The organism is Paenirhizobium cremeum (genome assembly GCF_047553425.1).
Taxonomy (GTDB): domain Bacteria; phylum Pseudomonadota; class Alphaproteobacteria; order Rhizobiales; family Rhizobiaceae; genus Allorhizobium; species Allorhizobium cremeum.
In genome coordinates this window covers 2,686,753-2,703,594 of the sequence record NZ_CP180217.1, presented here as the reverse complement: position 1 = coordinate 2,703,594, position 16,842 = coordinate 2,686,753, and the positions used below count along the sequence as shown (strand labels likewise).

The 16,842-nt window shown below is 62.6% G+C and carries 12 protein-coding genes; 6 read left to right on the top strand and 6 right to left on the bottom strand.

Annotated features, from left to right (window positions below; all coding sequences use genetic code 11):
* Positions 1-89 precede the first annotated feature (89 nt).
* Positions 90-953: a LysR substrate-binding domain-containing protein gene (locus ACLBKR_RS13360; RefSeq protein WP_414899422.1), complete on the top strand. Its 864-nt coding sequence runs from the start codon at positions 90-92 to the stop codon at positions 951-953.
* Here the strand turns inward: ACLBKR_RS13360 and ACLBKR_RS13355 are convergent.
* On the bottom strand, positions 950-2,005 hold the full coding sequence (locus ACLBKR_RS13355) for a threonine aldolase family protein (RefSeq protein WP_113424496.1): 1,056 nt from the start codon (positions 2,003-2,005) through the stop codon (positions 950-952). The two genes, ACLBKR_RS13360 and ACLBKR_RS13355, sit on opposite strands and share 4 nt — an antisense overlap.
* 422 nt (positions 2,006-2,427) lie before the next feature.
* On the opposite strand from ACLBKR_RS13355, the gene gltB reads away from it, so the two are divergent.
* Genes gltB through ACLBKR_RS13340 form a run of 3 tightly spaced genes read left to right on the top strand, consistent with a single transcriptional unit; the run spans position 2,428 to position 8,947 of the window.
* The gene (gene gltB, locus ACLBKR_RS13350) at positions 2,428-7,149 is read left to right on the top strand and encodes a glutamate synthase large subunit (protein ID WP_414899421.1); all 4,722 of its coding nucleotides are present in this window, start codon (positions 2,428-2,430) and stop codon (positions 7,147-7,149) included.
* A 5-nt stretch (positions 7,150-7,154) separates the two neighbouring features.
* Positions 7,155-7,481, top strand: a complete 327-nt coding sequence (locus ACLBKR_RS13345; protein ID WP_112828818.1) for a heavy metal-binding domain-containing protein — start codon at positions 7,155-7,157, stop codon at positions 7,479-7,481.
* Positions 7,482-7,492: 11 nt separating this feature from the next.
* A complete protein-coding gene (locus ACLBKR_RS13340; protein ID WP_112828710.1) occupies positions 7,493-8,947 on the top strand; it encodes a glutamate synthase subunit beta in 1,455 nt (484 codons plus the stop codon).
* Between the two features lie 53 nt (positions 8,948-9,000).
* Here the strand turns inward: ACLBKR_RS13340 and ACLBKR_RS13335 are convergent, their stop codons facing one another.
* The gene (locus ACLBKR_RS13335; protein WP_113447638.1) at positions 9,001-10,194 is read right to left on the bottom strand and encodes a DUF459 domain-containing protein; all 1,194 of its coding nucleotides are present in this window, start codon (positions 10,192-10,194) and stop codon (positions 9,001-9,003) included.
* A 74-nt stretch (positions 10,195-10,268) separates the two neighbouring features.
* Entirely contained in the window at positions 10,269-11,480 is a 1,212-nt protein-coding gene (locus ACLBKR_RS13330; protein WP_414899420.1) for a lytic murein transglycosylase, read from the bottom strand.
* A gap of 199 nt (positions 11,481-11,679) precedes the next feature.
* Between ACLBKR_RS13330 and galU the strand changes: the two genes are divergently transcribed.
* The gene (galU, locus tag ACLBKR_RS13325; protein ID WP_112828707.1) at positions 11,680-12,567 is read left to right on the top strand and encodes a UTP--glucose-1-phosphate uridylyltransferase GalU; all 888 of its coding nucleotides are present in this window, start codon (positions 11,680-11,682) and stop codon (positions 12,565-12,567) included.
* Between the two features lie 7 nt (positions 12,568-12,574).
* Here galU and ACLBKR_RS13320 read toward each other — a convergent pair whose 3' ends face one another.
* Positions 12,575-14,077 (bottom strand): outer membrane beta-barrel protein, encoded by a 1,503-nt coding sequence (locus ACLBKR_RS13320; RefSeq protein WP_113447636.1) that lies wholly within the window; start codon positions 14,075-14,077, stop codon positions 12,575-12,577.
* 153 nt (positions 14,078-14,230) lie between these two features.
* On the opposite strand from ACLBKR_RS13320, the gene ACLBKR_RS13315 reads away from it, so the two are divergent.
* On the top strand, positions 14,231-15,226 hold the full coding sequence (locus tag ACLBKR_RS13315) for a KpsF/GutQ family sugar-phosphate isomerase (protein ID WP_112828705.1): 996 nt from the start codon (positions 14,231-14,233) through the stop codon (positions 15,224-15,226).
* Between the two features lie 56 nt (positions 15,227-15,282).
* Here the strand turns inward: ACLBKR_RS13315 and ACLBKR_RS13310 are convergent, their stop codons facing one another.
* Both ACLBKR_RS13310 and ACLBKR_RS13305 read right to left on the bottom strand, forming a co-directional pair.
* Complete coding sequence (locus ACLBKR_RS13310) at positions 15,283-15,741, bottom strand: NfeD family protein (protein WP_112828704.1); 459 nt, start codon at positions 15,739-15,741, stop codon at positions 15,283-15,285.
* 3 nt (positions 15,742-15,744) lie between these two features.
* A complete protein-coding gene (locus tag ACLBKR_RS13305) occupies positions 15,745-16,761 on the bottom strand; it encodes an SPFH domain-containing protein (RefSeq protein WP_113447635.1) in 1,017 nt (338 codons plus the stop codon).
* Positions 16,762-16,842: the final 81 nt, after the last annotated feature.

The following is a 16,842-nucleotide window of genomic DNA, read 5'->3' as shown; positions in this document are numbered from 1 at the left end:
TCTATCTCATCTTTCTCCAAGCGGGCTTTACCTGTGCGTTATCATGAAGCAGGATGCAAACACTAACAATTATCCTGAAATGCGATGATATGCTCAATCTTCACCACCTCGCCAGTTTCGTGATGCTGCAGCAGACCGGCAGTTTCACCCTGGCTGCGGATCGGCTCGGTATCGGTCAGTCGACCATCAGCCAGCATATCCAGCGGCTGGAAAAGTCGCTCGGCCGGCAACTCGTCGCCCGCGATACTCACCGCGTCAGCCTGACAACGGAAGGCGAGGCACTGCTCGGCTATGCCCGCGGCATGCTGGAAATCGACGGCAAGGTGACGGCGCTCTTCGGGGAAAGCAGGCTTCGCGGCCGGCTTCGTTTCGGCATTTCCGAAGATGTGGTCGCCAACCGTTTAAGCGGCATCCTGGAGGATTTCGTCCGGCTCCATCCGCTGGTCGATCTGGAACTGACGGTGGCGCTGAGTGCGGTTCTCTACCAGATGCAGGAGGCGGGGGAGCTCGATCTGGTTCTTGCCAAGCGCCGACTGGACGAGACGCATGGCAAGCTGCTCTATCGCGAACCGCTGGTCTGGCTGGCGCGCGATCCGGAGTTCGTGCTGTCACGCGCCGATTTCCTGCCGCTGATCGCTTTCCCGCCTCCGAGCATTACACGGAAGGTGGCGCAGGAGACACTGAACCGGGCCGGGATCGCCTGGAGAGTGGTCTGCACTTGCGGCAGCCTCAGCGGTCTTACCGCCGCCGCGCGCGCCGGCATGGGCGTGCTGGTCCAGCCGCGCAGCATGGCGCCCTCCGGTCTCCGGGAGATCGTGGAGGGCGACCTGCCGCCGCTCGAGGACGTCGAGTTTGTACTGGTGCCGCGACGCGGCGCGGATCAGGCCCTTGTCGATGCCTTGTCCGGGCAGATCCGCTCCCGTATCATGCCACCGTCGCGCGAGGCCTATTAGGCGCCGGTGCAGATGTCGAGGAAGCGGTCGACATCCTCGTCGGTGGTGGCGAAGCTGGTGACGAGGCGAACCAGCACTTCATTTTCCGAGACGAGATGGGGCATATCGCGCGGAACCAGCCAGTCATAAAACTCGGCGCCCTTGGCCTTCGCTTCCTCTGCGAGCGCCTTGTCGAAGACCGCAAACACCTCGTTGCTCTGGGTTTCCCAGGCAAGGCGGGCGCGATTTCCGGTCTTCAGCGTGGAGCGCAGCCGATCGGCCATGGCGTTGGCGTGGCCGGCGAGCTCCAGCCAGAGTCCGTCTTCCAGATAGGCCTCGAACTGGGCGGAGACGAAACGGGTCTTGGAAAAAAGCTGGGCGGAGCGCTTGCGGATATAGGGCATCTCCTCGGCCATGGCAGGATCGAAGAAGATGATCGCCTCGGCGCACCAGCAGCCGTTCTTGGTGCCGCCGAAGGAAAGGATGTCGACGCCGCGTTTCCACGTCATTTCCGCCGGGGTGGCGTCAAGAGCGACGAGCGCGTTGGCGAAACGCGCGCCGTCCATGTGGACCGGCAGGTTCTTCGATTTTGCAATCGCGCAGACCTCGGCGATTTCCTCCAGCGAATAGATGGTGCCGGACTCCGTCGCCTGGGTGAGCGTGACCGCCATCGGGCGCCCCTGGTGGACGGAGGGAACATCGAAGCGCGAAACATGGCCGTGCAACGCCTCGGCATCTATCTTGCCGTTTTCGCCTTCGACTGGATAGAGCCGGCAGGCGCCCGTCAGAAATTCCGGAGCGCCGCCCTCGTCGGCATTCACATGGGCGTCGAAGTGGCAGAAAGTGACGCCGCCGGCGCGCGCGACGCTGGCGAGCGCCAGCGAATTGGCCGCGGTGCCCGTGCCGACGAAGAAGACCGCGACCTCCCGCTCGAAAAGCTCGTTGAAACGGGCCTCGATCCGCTTGTCGAGGTCGCTCGATCCATAGGCAGCGGCATAGCCGGAGGCTTCGCGGGTGAGGCTTTCGGCAATCTTGGGATGGGCGCCGGCCCAGTTGTCGGAGGCAAAAAACATGTCACATTTTTCCAATGACGGGTTGGGGGAGAAAGGGCGATGAGGAGAGTAGGCATTTCGCCGGTCCGATCAATCCATGCCGCGTCGAAAGATGTCGCATCCATGAAGAGCGCAAGAAAATCAGCAAGATGCGGGTGGGTTGCGAAATTTAATTACGCCTGGCTTTCCGCCGTGGCAATTTAGCGTCGCTCAGAGCGTTAATTTTTCCTCTCGTGCCCTTGCGCTTGTATGTGCTTTCTGTCATAGAAAAACGGAAAATAGGTCAGAAGAATTGACCTAATTCGGAATTTTCGAGCCGGTTCGGTTCGCTTGTCATGCTGGTGAGAGCTGATCTTGCCAGAATGCGGCGGCTGCGCCGGCCGTCGGCGCCAGCGGTTCTGGCGAATTTTGCCCGGATATCCGGGCCAATTGGAGGGAAGGCAATGACTGAGATGACGCCATCCGAAGAGATCGTGAAGCCCCTTGGCGATGACGCCGAGAATCGGGCCGGCCGCACGGCCGCTTACGGTCTTCCCGCCAAGCAGGGCCTTTACGACCCAGCGAACGAGCACGATGCCTGCGGCGTCGGCTTCATCGCCCATATGAAGGGCGAGAAGTCGCACCAGATCGTCAAGGACGGTCTGTTCATTCTGGAAAACCTCACCCACCGCGGCGCCGTCGGCGCTGATCCGCTGATGGGCGATGGCGCCGGCATTCTCGTGCAGATTCCCGACCGTTTCTTCCGCGAGGAAATGGCGAAGCAGGGTATTACCCTGCCGAAGGCGGGCGAATACGCCGTCGGTCATTTCTTCTTCCCGCAGGACGAAGAGCAGATCGCGCATTTCAAGAAGGTGATCGCCGAGGTCTGTCATGACGAGGGCCAGAACCTGATCGGCTATCGCGACGTACCGGTCGACAATTCGTCCCTGTCGAAGGCGCCGCATATCGCCGCCACCGAGCCGCGCCACATCCAGGTGTTCATCGGCGCCGGTCAGGACGCTGCGACGCAGGAGCAGTTCGAGCGTCGCCTCTTCCTGCTGCGCAAGGTCATCTCCAATCGCATCTATGACGAGTTTGGCGGGCAGGAAACGGGTTTCTATCCGGTGTCGCTGTCGTCCTCGACCATCGTCTACAAGGGCATGTTCCTGGCGTTCCAGGTCGGCGCCTATTACAAGGATCTTTCCGATCCGCGCTTCGAGTCCGCCGTCGCGCTTGTGCACCAGCGCTTTTCGACCAACACCTTCCCGTCGTGGAAGCTCGCGCACCCCTATCGCATGGTTGCCCATAACGGCGAGATCAACACGCTGCGCGGCAACGTCAACTGGATGGCGGCTCGCCAGGCTTCGGTTTCCTCGCCGCTCTTCGGCGCCGACATTTCCAAGCTCTGGCCGATCTCCTACGAGGGGCAGTCGGATACCGCCTGTTTCGACAACGCGCTCGAATTCCTCATCCGCGGCGGCTATTCCATGGCCCATGCGGTGATGATGCTGATCCCGGAGGCCTGGGCAGGCAATCAGCTGATGAGCCAGGAGCGCAAGGCGTTCTACGAATACCATGCAGCCCTGATGGAGCCGTGGGACGGACCGGCTGCGGTCTGTTTCACCGATGGCACCCAGATCGGCGCCACGCTCGACCGCAACGGCCTGCGTCCGGCCCGCTATCTGGTTACCGACGACGACCGCGTGATCCTCGCTTCCGAAGCCGGCACCCTGCCGGTGCCGGAGGAGCGTATCCTCAAGAAGTGGCGCCTGCAGCCGGGCAAGATGCTGCTCATCGACATGAACAAGGGACGGATCATTTCCGACGAGGAAGTGAAGTCGGATCTTGCCAACAGCCATCCCTATCGTGAATGGCTCGACCGCACCCAGCTCATCCTTGAAGAGCAGAAGCCGGTGGAGCCGCGCGCGCTGCGCCGCGACGTGTCGCTGCTCGACCGCCAGCAGGCTTTCGGCTACACGCTTGAGGACACCAAGCTCCTGATGTCGCCGATGGCAACGACCGGCCAGGAAGCGATCGGCTCGATGGGCACCGACACGCCGATCTCGGCGATGTCGTCGAAGTCGAAGCTGCTCTACACCTATTTCAAGCAGAACTTCGCACAGGTTACCAACCCGCCGATCGATCCGATCCGCGAAGAGCTGGTCATGAGCCTCGTCTCCTTCATCGGACCGCGGCCGAACCTGCTCGACCATGAGGGTGCCGCACACGCCAAGCGTCTGGAAGTCCGTCAACCCATCCTGACCAATGGCGATCTGGAGAAGATTCGCTCAATCGGTCACACCGAGGACCGCTTCGACACGAAGACGCTCGACTTCACCTATGATGCGGAGCGCGGCGCCGAAAGCATGCCGGAAATGCTTGACCGTCTGTGCGAGCGGGCGGAAGCGGCGGTCAAGGGCGGCTATAACATCATCGTGCTGTCCGACCGCCAGATCGGCCCGGACCGCATCGCGATCCCGGCGCTGCTGGCGACTGCCGCCGTGCATCACCACCTGATCCGCAAGGGGCTGCGTACCTCGGTCGGCCTCGTCGTGGAATCGGGCGAGCCGCGCGAAGTGCACCACTTCTGCTGTCTCGCAGGCTACGGCGCGGAAGCGATCAACCCCTATCTCGCCTTCGACACGCTGCTCGACATGCACAAGCATGGCGAGTTCCCGAAGGAAGTCTCGGAAGACGAAGTCGTCTATCGCTACATCAAGGCTGTCGGAAAGGGCATCCTCAAGGTCATGTCCAAGATGGGCATCTCGACCTACCAGTCCTATTGCGGCGCGCAGATCTTCGATGCCGTCGGCCTGTCTTCGGACCTCGTCGAAAAGTACTTCTTCGGGACGGCGACGACCATCGAGGGCATCGGCCTTGCCGAGATCGCCGAGGAAACCGTTACCCGCCATCGCGCGGCCTTCGGTCGCGATCCGGTTCTCGCCAACACGCTCGCTATCGGCGGCGAATATGCCTATCGCATGCGTGGCGAAAACCACGCCTGGAGCCCGGATTCGATTGCCGCCCTGCAGCACGCCGTTCGCGGCAACAGTCAGGACCGCTACCGCGAATTTGCCAAGCTGGTGAACGAGAGCTCGCTCAGGATGAACACCATCCGAGGCCTGTTCAACATCAAGTCCGCGGAAGCACTCGGCCGCAAGCCGATCCCCGTGGAAGACGTCGAACCGGCAGCCGAAATCGTCAAGCGCTTCTCGACCGGGGCAATGTCCTTCGGCTCGATCAGCCGTGAGGCGCACGCGACGCTCGCCGTCGCCATGAACCGGATCGGCGGCAAGTCGAACACCGGCGAGGGAGGCGAGGAAGCCGACCGGTACACGCCGCTCTACGACGGCTCGAAGAACCCGGAACGTTCCGCCATCAAGCAGGTGGCTTCGGGCCGCTTCGGCGTGACCACCGAATACCTGGTCAATGCCGATGTGCTGCAGATCAAGGTCGCGCAGGGCGCAAAGCCCGGCGAGGGCGGTCAGCTGCCCGGCCACAAGGTCGATGCGACGATCGCCAAGACCCGTCACTCCACGCCGGGCGTCGGCCTGATCTCGCCGCCGCCGCATCATGACATCTACTCGATCGAGGATCTGGCGCAGCTGATCTTCGACCTGAAGAACGTCAATCCGGTGGCCGATATCTCGGTCAAGCTGGTGTCGGAAGTGGGTGTCGGCACGGTTGCCGCCGGTGTCGCCAAGGCGCGCGCCGACCATATCACCGTTGCCGGCTTCGACGGCGGCACGGGAGCTTCCCCGCTGACCTCCCTGAAGCATGCCGGTTCTCCGTGGGAAATCGGCCTTGCCGAAACCCAGCAGACGCTGGTGCTGAACGGCCTTCGCTCGCGCGTTGCGCTGCAGGTCGATGGCGGTTTGAAGACCGGCCGCGACGTCATCATCGGTGCGCTGCTCGGGGCCGACGAATTCGGCTTCGCCACCGCGCCGCTGATCGCCGCCGGCTGCATCATGATGCGCAAGTGCCACCTGAACACCTGCCCGGTCGGCGTTGCGACCCAGGACCCGGTCCTGCGCAAGCGCTTCAAGGGCACGCCGGAACACGTCATCAACTACTTCTTCTTCGTGGCCGAGGAAGTGCGCGAGATCCTCGCTTCGCTGGGTGTTGCCCGGCTCGACGAGATCATCGGCGCTTCCGAACTGCTGGAGAAGGACGAGATGCTGGCGCACTGGAAGGCGAAGGGGCTCGACTTCAGCAAGATCTTCCACAAGGTCGAGGCTCCGAAGGAAGCGACCTACTGGACGACCCGCCAGAAGCACCCGATCGACGATGTGCTCGACCGCAAGCTGATCGAGAAGGCGATGCCGGCTCTCGAAAGCAAGCAGCCCGTCGTGTTCGACGTCGACATCAAGAACGTCGACCGTTCGGCAGGCGCCATGCTTTCGGGCGAGCTTGCCAAGCGTCACGGCCACAAGGGCCTCAAGGACGACACCATCCATGTCACGCTGAACGGCACGGCCGGTCAGTCCTTCGGCGCCTTCCTTGCCCGTGGCATCACCTTCGATCTCGTTGGCGACGGCAACGACTATGTCGGCAAGGGGCTGTCCGGCGGCCGCATCATCGTGCGTCCGCCGGAAGACACGCGGATCGTCGCCGAGAACTCGATCATCGTCGGCAACACGGTGCTTTATGGCGCCATCGCCGGAGAGTGCTACTTCCGCGGCGTCGCCGGCGAACGTTTCGCCGTGCGCAATTCCGGGGCGGTCGCCGTCGTCGAGGGCGTGGGCGACCATGGCTGCGAATACATGACCGGCGGCGTCGTCGTCGTGCTTGGCGGAACGGGTCGCAACTTCGCGGCCGGCATGTCGGGCGGTGTCGCCTATGTGCTGGACGAGAGCGGCGATTTCGCTTCCCGCTGCAACATGGCGATGGTCGAACTCGAACCGGTTCCGGAAGAGGACGACATGCTGGAGAAGCTGCACCACCACGGCGGCGACCTGATGCACAAGGGGCTGGTCGACGTGTCGGGCGACATGACCCGCCACGACGAGGAGCGGCTTTATCAGCTCATCTCCAACCACCTGCACTACACGGGCTCGGCCCGCGCCAAGGAAGTGCTCGACCGCTGGGCCGAGTTCCGTCCGAAGTTCCGCAAGGTCATGCCGGTCGAATACCGGCGCGCGCTTGAGGAAATGGAGCGCATGCGCATGGGAGTGGCTGCCGAATGAGCGGGATGACCATTGCCACGACGAGCACGCTCGAGGGCAGGACGATCGTCGAATACAAGGGCATCGTCGCAGGCGAGGCGATCCTCGGGACGAATATCTTCCGGGATCTGTTCGCGGGTATCCGCGATCTCGTAGGAGGCCGTTCTGCTTCCTACGAGCAGGTCCTGCGCGAGGCCCGGGAAACGGCACTTCGCGAACTCGAAGAGCAGGCGAGAAGCCTCGGCGCCGATGCAGTGGTCGGCGTCGACATCGACTATGAGAACATTTCGACCGGGTCCAGCGGCTCCATGCTGATGGTGTCTGCATCCGGAACCGCAGTAGTGACACGGTAAGGGGAAGCACGATGGGCAAGGTTACAGGTTTCATGGAAATCGACCGGCAGGTGGCGAAGTATCAGCCCGCCTCCGACCGCATCCGCCATTTCCGCGAATTCACCATTCCGATGTCGGATGCCGAGGTCACCAAGCAGGCCGCGCGCTGTATGGACTGCGGCATTCCTTATTGCCACGGCCCGACGGGCTGCCCGGTCCATAACCAGATCCCCGACTGGAACGATCTCGTCTACAACAACAAGTGGGAGGAGGCGATCCGCAACCTCCATTCCACCAACAACTTTCCGGAATTTACCGGCCGCGTCTGTCCGGCGCCGTGCGAGGAAGCCTGCACGCTGAACCTCGAGGACACGCCTGTCGCGATCAAGACCGTCGAGCAGGCAATTGCCGACAAGGCCTATGAGCTGGGTTTCATCGTGCCGCAGCCGGCGACGGTTCACACCGGCAAGAAGGTCGCCGTCATCGGTTCGGGGCCGTCCGGTCTCGCCGCTGCCCAGCAGCTCGGCCGCGCGGGTCACGAGGTCCATGTCTACGAGCGCGAGTCCAAGCCCGGCGGGTTGCTGCGCTACGGCATTCCGGACTTCAAGATGGAGAAGAATTTCATCGACCGCCGCGTCGAACAGATGAAGGGCGAGAACGTTACTTTCCATTGCGGCGTCAATGTCGGGGTCGACGTGAAGGTTGAGACGCTGCTGGCGGACTACGATGCCGTGCTCTATTGCGGCGGTTCGGAAACGCCCCGCGAGGCCGGCATTCCGGGCGTCGACCTGCACGGCGTTTATGACGCCATGCCCTATCTGGTGCAGCAGAACCGCCGCGTCGGCCGCGAGAATATCGATTCGACCGGCTGGCCGTCCGATCCGATCCTTGCCGGCGGCAAGCATGTCGTCGTCGTCGGCGGTGGCGATACGGCGTCCGACTGCGTCGGCACCGCGTTCCGTCAGGGCGCGGTGAAGGTCACCCAGCTCGACATCCGCCCGCGTCCGCCGGAAAAGGAAGACAAGCTCGCCGTCTGGCCGTTCTGGGCGACGAAAATGCGGACCTCTTCCTCGCAGGCCGAAGGCGCGATCCGCGAATTCCAAGTTGCCACGCTCGAATTCGTTGGCGAAGACGGTGTGCTGACGGGTGTGAAGTGCTGCCAGGTTGATGATCGCCGCAAGCCGATCGCCGGCACGGAGTTCATCATCAAGGCCGACCTCGGATTCATCGCCATCGGTTTCTCCGGCCCGTTCAAGGACAGCGTGCTGAAGGAACTCGATGGCAAGCTCAAGCTCAATGTCGACAGCCGTGGTTCGACCAACGTCGTTGCAAACACCAACGACTACAAGACCTCGGTCGACAAGCTCTGGACGGCGGGCGACGTGCGTCGCGGCCAGTCGCTGGTGGTCTGGGCCATCCGCGAGGGACGCCAGGCCGCCCGCGCCATCGACGAGGCGCTGATGGGATCGAGCGTTCTGCCGCGCTGATTGTCAGCGGATAACGAGATGAAGGGGCCGCGGTGACGCGGCCCTTTTTGCGTTTACGGACTGGTCGAGCCGGTGGTGATGATACGCACGTCGTCCGCGCGGCCGGCCGGCGGCGGGGGCAGCACGCCGTTCTTGACAAGCTGTTCGCGGGGAGAGGGAATGCTGGCAACAGGCAGCGGCGCTGCGCCGAGCAATTCGGTCGCGCCATCGAGTTCGGGGTCGAACAGGTCGATCGGCGGTGTCCTTACGACATTCTGTATCTCCGCCGGCGGCAGGTCGACGAGGACAGGCAGGTTGCTTGCATCCAGCCGCACGAGATCCGGGCTGGTCAGGTCGCCCAAGTAGCGGCGGGCCGGTTTTTCGACGTAGAAGGCGAGTTTGCGCTTTCCGGGAGGCGTCAGGCCGATCCCGTCCGTGCCGCGCAGGCGCACCTGCTGGCCGTTGATATCCGAGCCGGTGACGATGAAGCGGCCGTCCTGATCGACGAAGCCATCCCAGACATCGACGAACTCGGCGCCGATCTTTTCGGCTGCGGCGCGATAGACGCCGTTGAGCTTCAGGGCATCGGCCGTCATGTTCTGCGGACGAAAGGCGGGGAGGCCGACCCAGATCAAGGGCAACTGGCGCTGCCTGACGGTATTTCCGAGGGCGACGATGCGCCTCTCGTATTCCTTGAACCAGCCGTCGGTGCGGAAATCGAGTTTTCCTTCCGCCGTCTCCATCTGCTGGCGGTCGTTGGCGCCGATCTCGATGACCACGAGAGCGGGCTTTACCTCATCGAGGATGGCAGGAAGCTGCGCCTGCCAGTCGTAATAGTCGCCACGCACGAGGCCGGAAGAGCCGTTGCTGCGTTCTTCGACAATGACGCCGGGAGACGTTGCGAAGGCCTCCTGCAGGCCCTCCGCCAGGCCATCGGCCACGAAGTCGCCGACCACCAGGATCTTGCGCGCATCCTCCAGCTTGGCCACGGGCGGCGGCGGGGCCGGAGCCGTCGTTGTTATCGTCGTGACGCTGGGGGAGGTCGGCTTCTTGCGCGCACGCGGGATCTTGACCTGCTTGCGCGGCACCGGCGGCGGTTCCACATAGCGAGGTTCGCGCGTGCCGAACAGAAGATCGAGCAGCGTGCGGCGCTCGCCATATTGCTGCGCCTCCGCCGTGTCGAAAGCCATGGCAAGAGAGGCCGCAAGCGACAGGGCGAGGACGACGGTCCTTCGCCGGGTCTTCGATTGCTGGTTTACCCCGCGCATCCGCTTCGTCGCCTCTTGCCTGCCTCACCGCCGTCGCGAGATCAATCGATATGTGGATCGCGTCGCGATGCTTGTCAATTCCGCAGGGCGTCGAGCAATACGCGCGACGGCTGTCCGTCCACCGACATGCCGAGCCGCGACTGGATCGCTTCGATCGCGGCCTTGGAGCCGGAACCGAAATTGCCGTCGATCTTGCCGTCGTAATAGCCGAGTTCCTGCATCCGCGTCTGCAGTTCGAACTTCTCCTTGATGTCCAGGCTGTTGTGCGGGCGCGGCCAGGCCTGCTGCACGCCGCCGTAGCCGGCAATTTCGTCGGCCAGCATACCGACCGCCAGGGCATAGGAATCGGCCGCATTGTAGCGCTTGATGACGAAGAAATTCTTGGTCATCAGGAAGCCCGGACCGTTCGGTCCGCCCGGCATCTTCAACTCGGCGCGCTCTGCGCCGTTCTTGAAGCCCTTGCCGCTCGGACGGGTGAAGCCGAGGGCTGCCCATTGCGCCAGCGTCTTGGTCTTGCCGGCATGGGCGGCGCCGCCCGCCGGGACGACGATTTCGTAGCCCCAGGTCTTTCCGGTCTGCCAGTCGTTCTTCTGCAGCAGGTTGGCCGAGGTGGCGAGCGCATCCGGGACGGAGTGCCAGATATCCTTCTTGCCATTGCCGTCGGCGTCGACCGCATAAAGAAGGTAGCTCGACGGAATGAACTGGGTATGCCCCATGGCACCGGCCCACGACCCCATCAGCCCCTTGGAGGTGACGTTGCCGCTCTGCAGCATCTTGAGCGCGGCAATCAGCTGTTTCTGCGCGTATTTCGAACGCTTCGGATCGGCGTAGGCGAGGGTTGCCAGCGCCCGGGGCACGTGGTGCAGCCTTTCCGGCGTCTCAAGAGCCGCGCCGTAATTCGATTCCATCGACCAGATCGCCAGAAGGATGTTCTTGTCGACGCCGAAATGGCGCTCTATAGCAGCGAGCGTCGGACCGTATTTGGCGGCCATCTCGCGGCCGACCTTCACGGTGTAGGGATTGACGCGCGAATCGAGGTAGTCCCAGATCTGCGACTTGAATTCCGGCTGATAGCGGGCCTTTTCGAGAACGAAGTCATCGGGCTCGCTGACGCCGGCGAAGGCCTGGTTATAGGTCTTCTGACTGATGCCGTTCTGCGCGGCCGTCGCGTAAAAGCCGTTGATCCACTTCTTGAAGCCGGCATCCGCGCGGGCTTCGACCGGCAGAAGGCCGGCTACGATCGAAAAAGCAAGGGCGCCAAAAAGCTTGCGACTGGTTCGGTTCATGGGCATCTCCCCGTCAAATTTACGGTTCGCTTTCAGGCCGCGTCGGCGGCTGTTCACCCTAGGTTAATGCTATAGCGTCAACAAATTCTTTACCATCGACCGCCTGTCGAGGGTAGCCTTTGCGAAACCGTAGTAAAGATATACTAGTTGGCATTGGCGTATAGAAGGCGCCTTACAAGTCATCCTCCAGGAGGAATGTGTGGTTCAACGAAATAAACTCCGAAAAGCCGTTTTCCCCGTTGCCGGTCTGGGCACGCGTTTCCTTCCCGCGACCAAGGCCGTTCCGAAAGAAATGCTGACCGTCGTGGACAAGCCGGTCATTCAATACGTTGTCGATGAGGCCATAGAGGCAGGCATCGAGCATTTTGTCTTCGTCACCGGTCGCGGAAAGGCCGTCATCGAAGACTATTTCGATATTCAGTTCGAACTGGAACAGACCCTCAAGAGCCGTAACAAGAATGCCGAGCTGACGCTGCTTTCCGGCCTGCTTCCCAAGGCGGGCACTGCGAGCTTTACCCGTCAGCAGGAGCCGCTCGGCCTCGGCCATGCCGTATGGTGCGCCCGGGATATCGTCGGCGACGAACCTTTTGCCCTTCTCCTCCCCGATATGATCATGCGCGGCGAAAAGGGCTGCCTGAAAGGCATGGTCGAGCTTTACGAAAAGGCCGGCGGCAATATCATTGCCGTCGAGGAATGCGCTCCCGAACAGGCCCATAAATACGGGATCGTCGGTGTCGGCGAGATGCTGGACGGCGGCTTCCGCATCACAGAAATGGTCGAAAAACCGGCCAAGGGAACCGCTCCCTCCAACTTCTTCATCAATGGCCGCTATATCCTGCAGCCCGAGATCTTCAAGATTCTCGAAACCCAGGAGCGCGGCGCCGGCAACGAAATCCAGCTGACCGACGGCATGCTGAAACTTGCCAAGGAACAGGCCTTCGCCGGCTATCACTTCAAGGGCGATACCTTCGACTGCGGCGCCAAGGATGGCTTCATCCTCGCCAACGTCGCCTTCGCGCTCGATCGTGCGGACATCCGCCCGACCGTCGAGGAGCCGCTCAAGGCCCTTATCGCGGCGCTCAAATAAGAGAGGCTCAGCGCTTGGTGGTCAAACCGACCATCGCGCGCATCACATTGCTATCGGCGGCGGACTTGTATTCGGTTCTTTCGTAACTGAGGTCCGCCGCCAGATCGAGATAGCGGTTCACGCTCCAGGTCAGTCCGGCACCGGTGGTATAGGTCACCGTGTCGGGCGGAGCGGTGTCATCCTGATATTCGGTCCAGCGTGACGATCCCGACAGGCGGGCAACGAGATTGCTGCGCAACCGATGCTCGACTTCGGCATTGAGGGCATAGATGACCGATCCGCTCAGTCCCGCTGTGGTCGAGGGATCGATCGTGGTCGTCAGCCCGAGATTAACGTCGGTGCCCTGCCGTGGCGACCAGTAGACGTTGCCATCGATGGTCATGGCGCCGATTTCCTTCAGCCGTTCGTCGTCGAAACGTTGCTGACGGTAGCCGAGGCCGATTTCGCCGCGCAGCTTTTCGCCGAAATCGGCGGCGATGCCGGCCTTGGCCGCGTAGAACTCGCCGGAGCGGCGATAACCCTCCGAATCCGTCTTTTCGTCATAGGTGACGCGACCGACCGAGACCTCCGTAAAGGGCGTCAGCGCCGGCGACACCTCGTAGCCGATGCGACCGCGCAAGGTGCCCGAGAGGCGGTTGCGGTCGCTGAGCGAGACCATGGTGCCGTCGGAAAGTTCCGCATCGGAATATTGCCAGCGTTCCAGGTCTGCACCGACCGTGCCGCGCAGCCTGCCGAAATCGTGTTCCACCGAAACGCCGCCGGTGTACATATGGACCCCTGACTGCACGGCGGCTCCCGAAATGGCGTTCGGATCGTTGGTGTCTTCACGGCTGAAGGAATAGCCGCCCGTGATGTGGGCGACTGTATCGTGGGAGATATCGAGCCTGAGGTCGGCATTGACGTTTGCGTTCGGATCGGTCGCTCCGTGGCCGGAGATATTCCTCTGCCAATAGCCTTCGCCGCCGATTGTCAGTTCGTGGCGTGACCAGTCGGAGGTGAGACTGCCTTTCAGGCCTGTTTCCATATAGTTGCGGGTCTCGCGGCCTTCGCTGTCGTCGGTGGTTTCGCTGCCGAATCGCTGGATGATGGATGGGCGCAGCACCATGGTGCCGAGCCGGATGCCGTCCGTTTCTTCCGCTTCGCGCCGGATGCGCTGGGCGGTGGCGTCGTCAAGCGTCGTCTCGCGCAGGTTCATGCGGCCGAAATCGTCTTCCGGAGCGGCAAGGTCGGCGTCGGTGAAGTCGGGAGAGGTCGTGCTGCCGGTGGCAAGCGGGTCGGTTGCAGTTGCACCGGTGGTGGCTGTGGCCTGGGGTGTTGTCGTCGCCGCTCCCGGTTGCTGCAGGGGCGTTGAAGACGACGAACCGGCCGGTGTCGCTGTCTGGGGCGGGAGGACTGTCTGGGCGAGCGATGGCGATGCAGGGCCGAACAGGCTTGCCGCCAGGACGCCGGCGAGGCGGCGGGTCCTGCGGCAACGGGCGTGCGCCGTTCCGGTCTTCTTATTCTGAACCATCGGGTTGTTGCTCGAAGCTTGAATGCTTACCCAAACGTAAAGTCATGTGGTTAATGTTTGGTTGCCGAGCTGTCCGAGGGCAGGGGACGGAACGACAAGAGGCCGCAGTTTCGCCGTGTGGACAGGATGGAGCAAAAGCAGTATAGGACCGCCATGATTAAGCGCGCTGTCAATCTCGTCGAAGCCGGAGCCGTCGAATCGGCTCTCAGGGTCGTCACGACCGAACGCAATGCTCTGGAGGCGCTGCAAGCCGCCCTGACCAATGGCCTTGCCGGTCCCTTCTGCAATGCAGTGAACATCATCGGCGGCATTTCCGGCCGTGTGATCGTCACAGGCGTCGGCAAGAGCGGCCATATCGGCACAAAGATTGCCGCGACCTTCGCTTCGACCGGTACACCCGCTTTCTTCGTGCATCCTGTCGAAGCCAATCACGGCGACCTCGGCATGATCGGCCGCGACGATGCGATCCTTGCGATGTCGTGGGGCGGAGAGAGCCAGGAACTGCAGGGCATCCTCAATTATTCCCGTCGCTTCTCCATCCCGCTGATCGCGATGACGGCGGGCGAAACCTCGACGCTTGCCCGCGAAGCGGATATCGTTCTGTTGCTGCCGAAGGTTCAGGAAGCCTGTCCGCACGGGCTTGCGCCGACGTCATCCACCGTCATGCAGCTAGCCATGGGCGATGCGATCGCGATCTCTCTTCTCGAAGCCCGCGGCTTTACGCCGAGCGATTTCCGCATCTTCCACCCCGGCGGCAAGCTGGGCGCGAGCCTTACCCACGTGCGCGACATCATGCACACGGGAGACCGGCTGCCGCTGGTCAAGCAGGGCACGCCGATGCCGGAGGCGATCGTCACTCTGTCGCACAAGCATTTCGGCTGCGTCGCGGTTCTGGATGATGACGGCAAGCTCTGCGGCATCGTTACGGAAGGCGATATGGCGCGCAACCTGTCGCGCAACCTCGCCGAACTCTGTGTCGATGACGTCATGACCCGCACGCCTAAGACCATCAAGCCGACGACGCTTGCGACCGCGGCTCTCGCCACGCTCAACGAGCACAGCATCGGCGCGCTGATCGTCGTCGATGAAGACAACCGGCCGATCGGCCTCGTTCACTTCCACGATCTCTTGCGGATCGGGGTTGCCTGACTTCCGCATTCCTGCGCCTCCACTCGGGCGCGCAGAAGAGCAAGAACGCCGATCCGTCAGGCTTTTTCCACCGTCAGGTCGCGGCCGTTGCCCGCGATGACCTTCACTTTGGTGCCGGCCGGCAGGTCCGGTCCCTGAACCGGCCAGTAGGTATCGTCCAGCCTGATCCGTCCCCGTCCCTCGGTGATGGGCTCGGCCAGCGTCGCTGTGCGTCCGACGAGGCTTGCCGTGCGCTGGTTGAGGAGCGGCTCGTCGGTTACGACGTGGCCGGTGCCGAGAAGACGGCGGCCGAGCAGGGTGGAGACCACGGCGAGCACGGCAAACAGCACCAGTTGGACCTGCCAGGTCCAGAGCGAGACCTCCCACAGAACCAGCGACAGGGCTCCGGTCAGCAGCGCTGCGATGCCGATCCAGACGAGGAAGACGCCGGGCACGAGGAGTTCCGCGGCCAGCAGAACGAGGCCGAGCAGCCACCATGTCCAGGGACCGAGTTCGACGATCATGCGGCTCAGCATCACTCAGCCCTCCGGAGTCTGGCCGAAGGGGGGCACGGGCGGCGTCGAGCGGGTGGCTGGAGCGGCAGGACGTGGACGAGGAGCCGGAGCGGGCCCAGCGGCATCGCCGAAGACTTCGCGGGCAATCGCGCCGATGCCGCCGAGCGAACCGATCAGGCTGGAAGCCTCCATCGGCATCAGCACGATCTTCGCGTTGGAAGCCGTGCCGATCGCGGCCATCGCTTCGGTGTATTTCTGGGCGACGAAATAGTTGATGGCATTGACATCGCCCGCCGCGATTGCGTCCGAGACAAAGCGTGTCGCTTTGGCTTCGGCTTCGGCCAGGCGCTCGCGGGCCTCGGCCTCGCGGTAGGCTGCCTCTCGCTGACCTTCCGCCTGGAGGATCGCCGATTGCTTGGCGCCCTCGGCGCGCAGGATCTGTGCGTTTCGGAAGCCTTCGGCTTCCAGCACCTGAGCGCGCTTCTCGCGCTCGGCCTTCATCTGGCGGGCCATGGCGTCGACCAAATCCTTGGGTGGCTGGATGTCCTTGATTTCGACGCGGGTGACCTTGATGCCCCAGGGGCCGACGGCTTCGTCGACGACCTTCAGCAGCCGGTCGTTGATCGCCTCGCGGTTCGACAACAGTTCGTCGAGATCCATTGAGCCCATGACCGAACGGATGTTGGTCATGGTGAGGTTCAGGATGGCGTTTTCCAGATTGGCGACCTGATAGGCAGCCTGGGCGGCATTCAGCACCTGGTAAAAGGCAACGGCATCCGCCGAGACGCTGGCATTGTCCTTGGTGATGACTTCCTGCGTCGGAACGTCGAGCACCTGCTCCATCACGTTCATCTTGGCGCCGATGCGTTCGATGAAGGGAATGATGAGGTTAAGGCCGGGCTCGAGTGTGCGGGTATAGCGGCCGAAGCGCTCGATGGTGTAGCGGAATCCCTGTGGTACCGTCTTGATCCCCGCGAAGAGAACGAGAATGACCAGTACGACAAGCGCGATAACGACGATATCGGGACCTGCGAACCCCATGATGTGCCCTCCTGTTTCCGAACGCGTTCTTTATAATGCGTTTCGGTGTCTTTCTAACATCGGATGACGGCGTTTCCATTG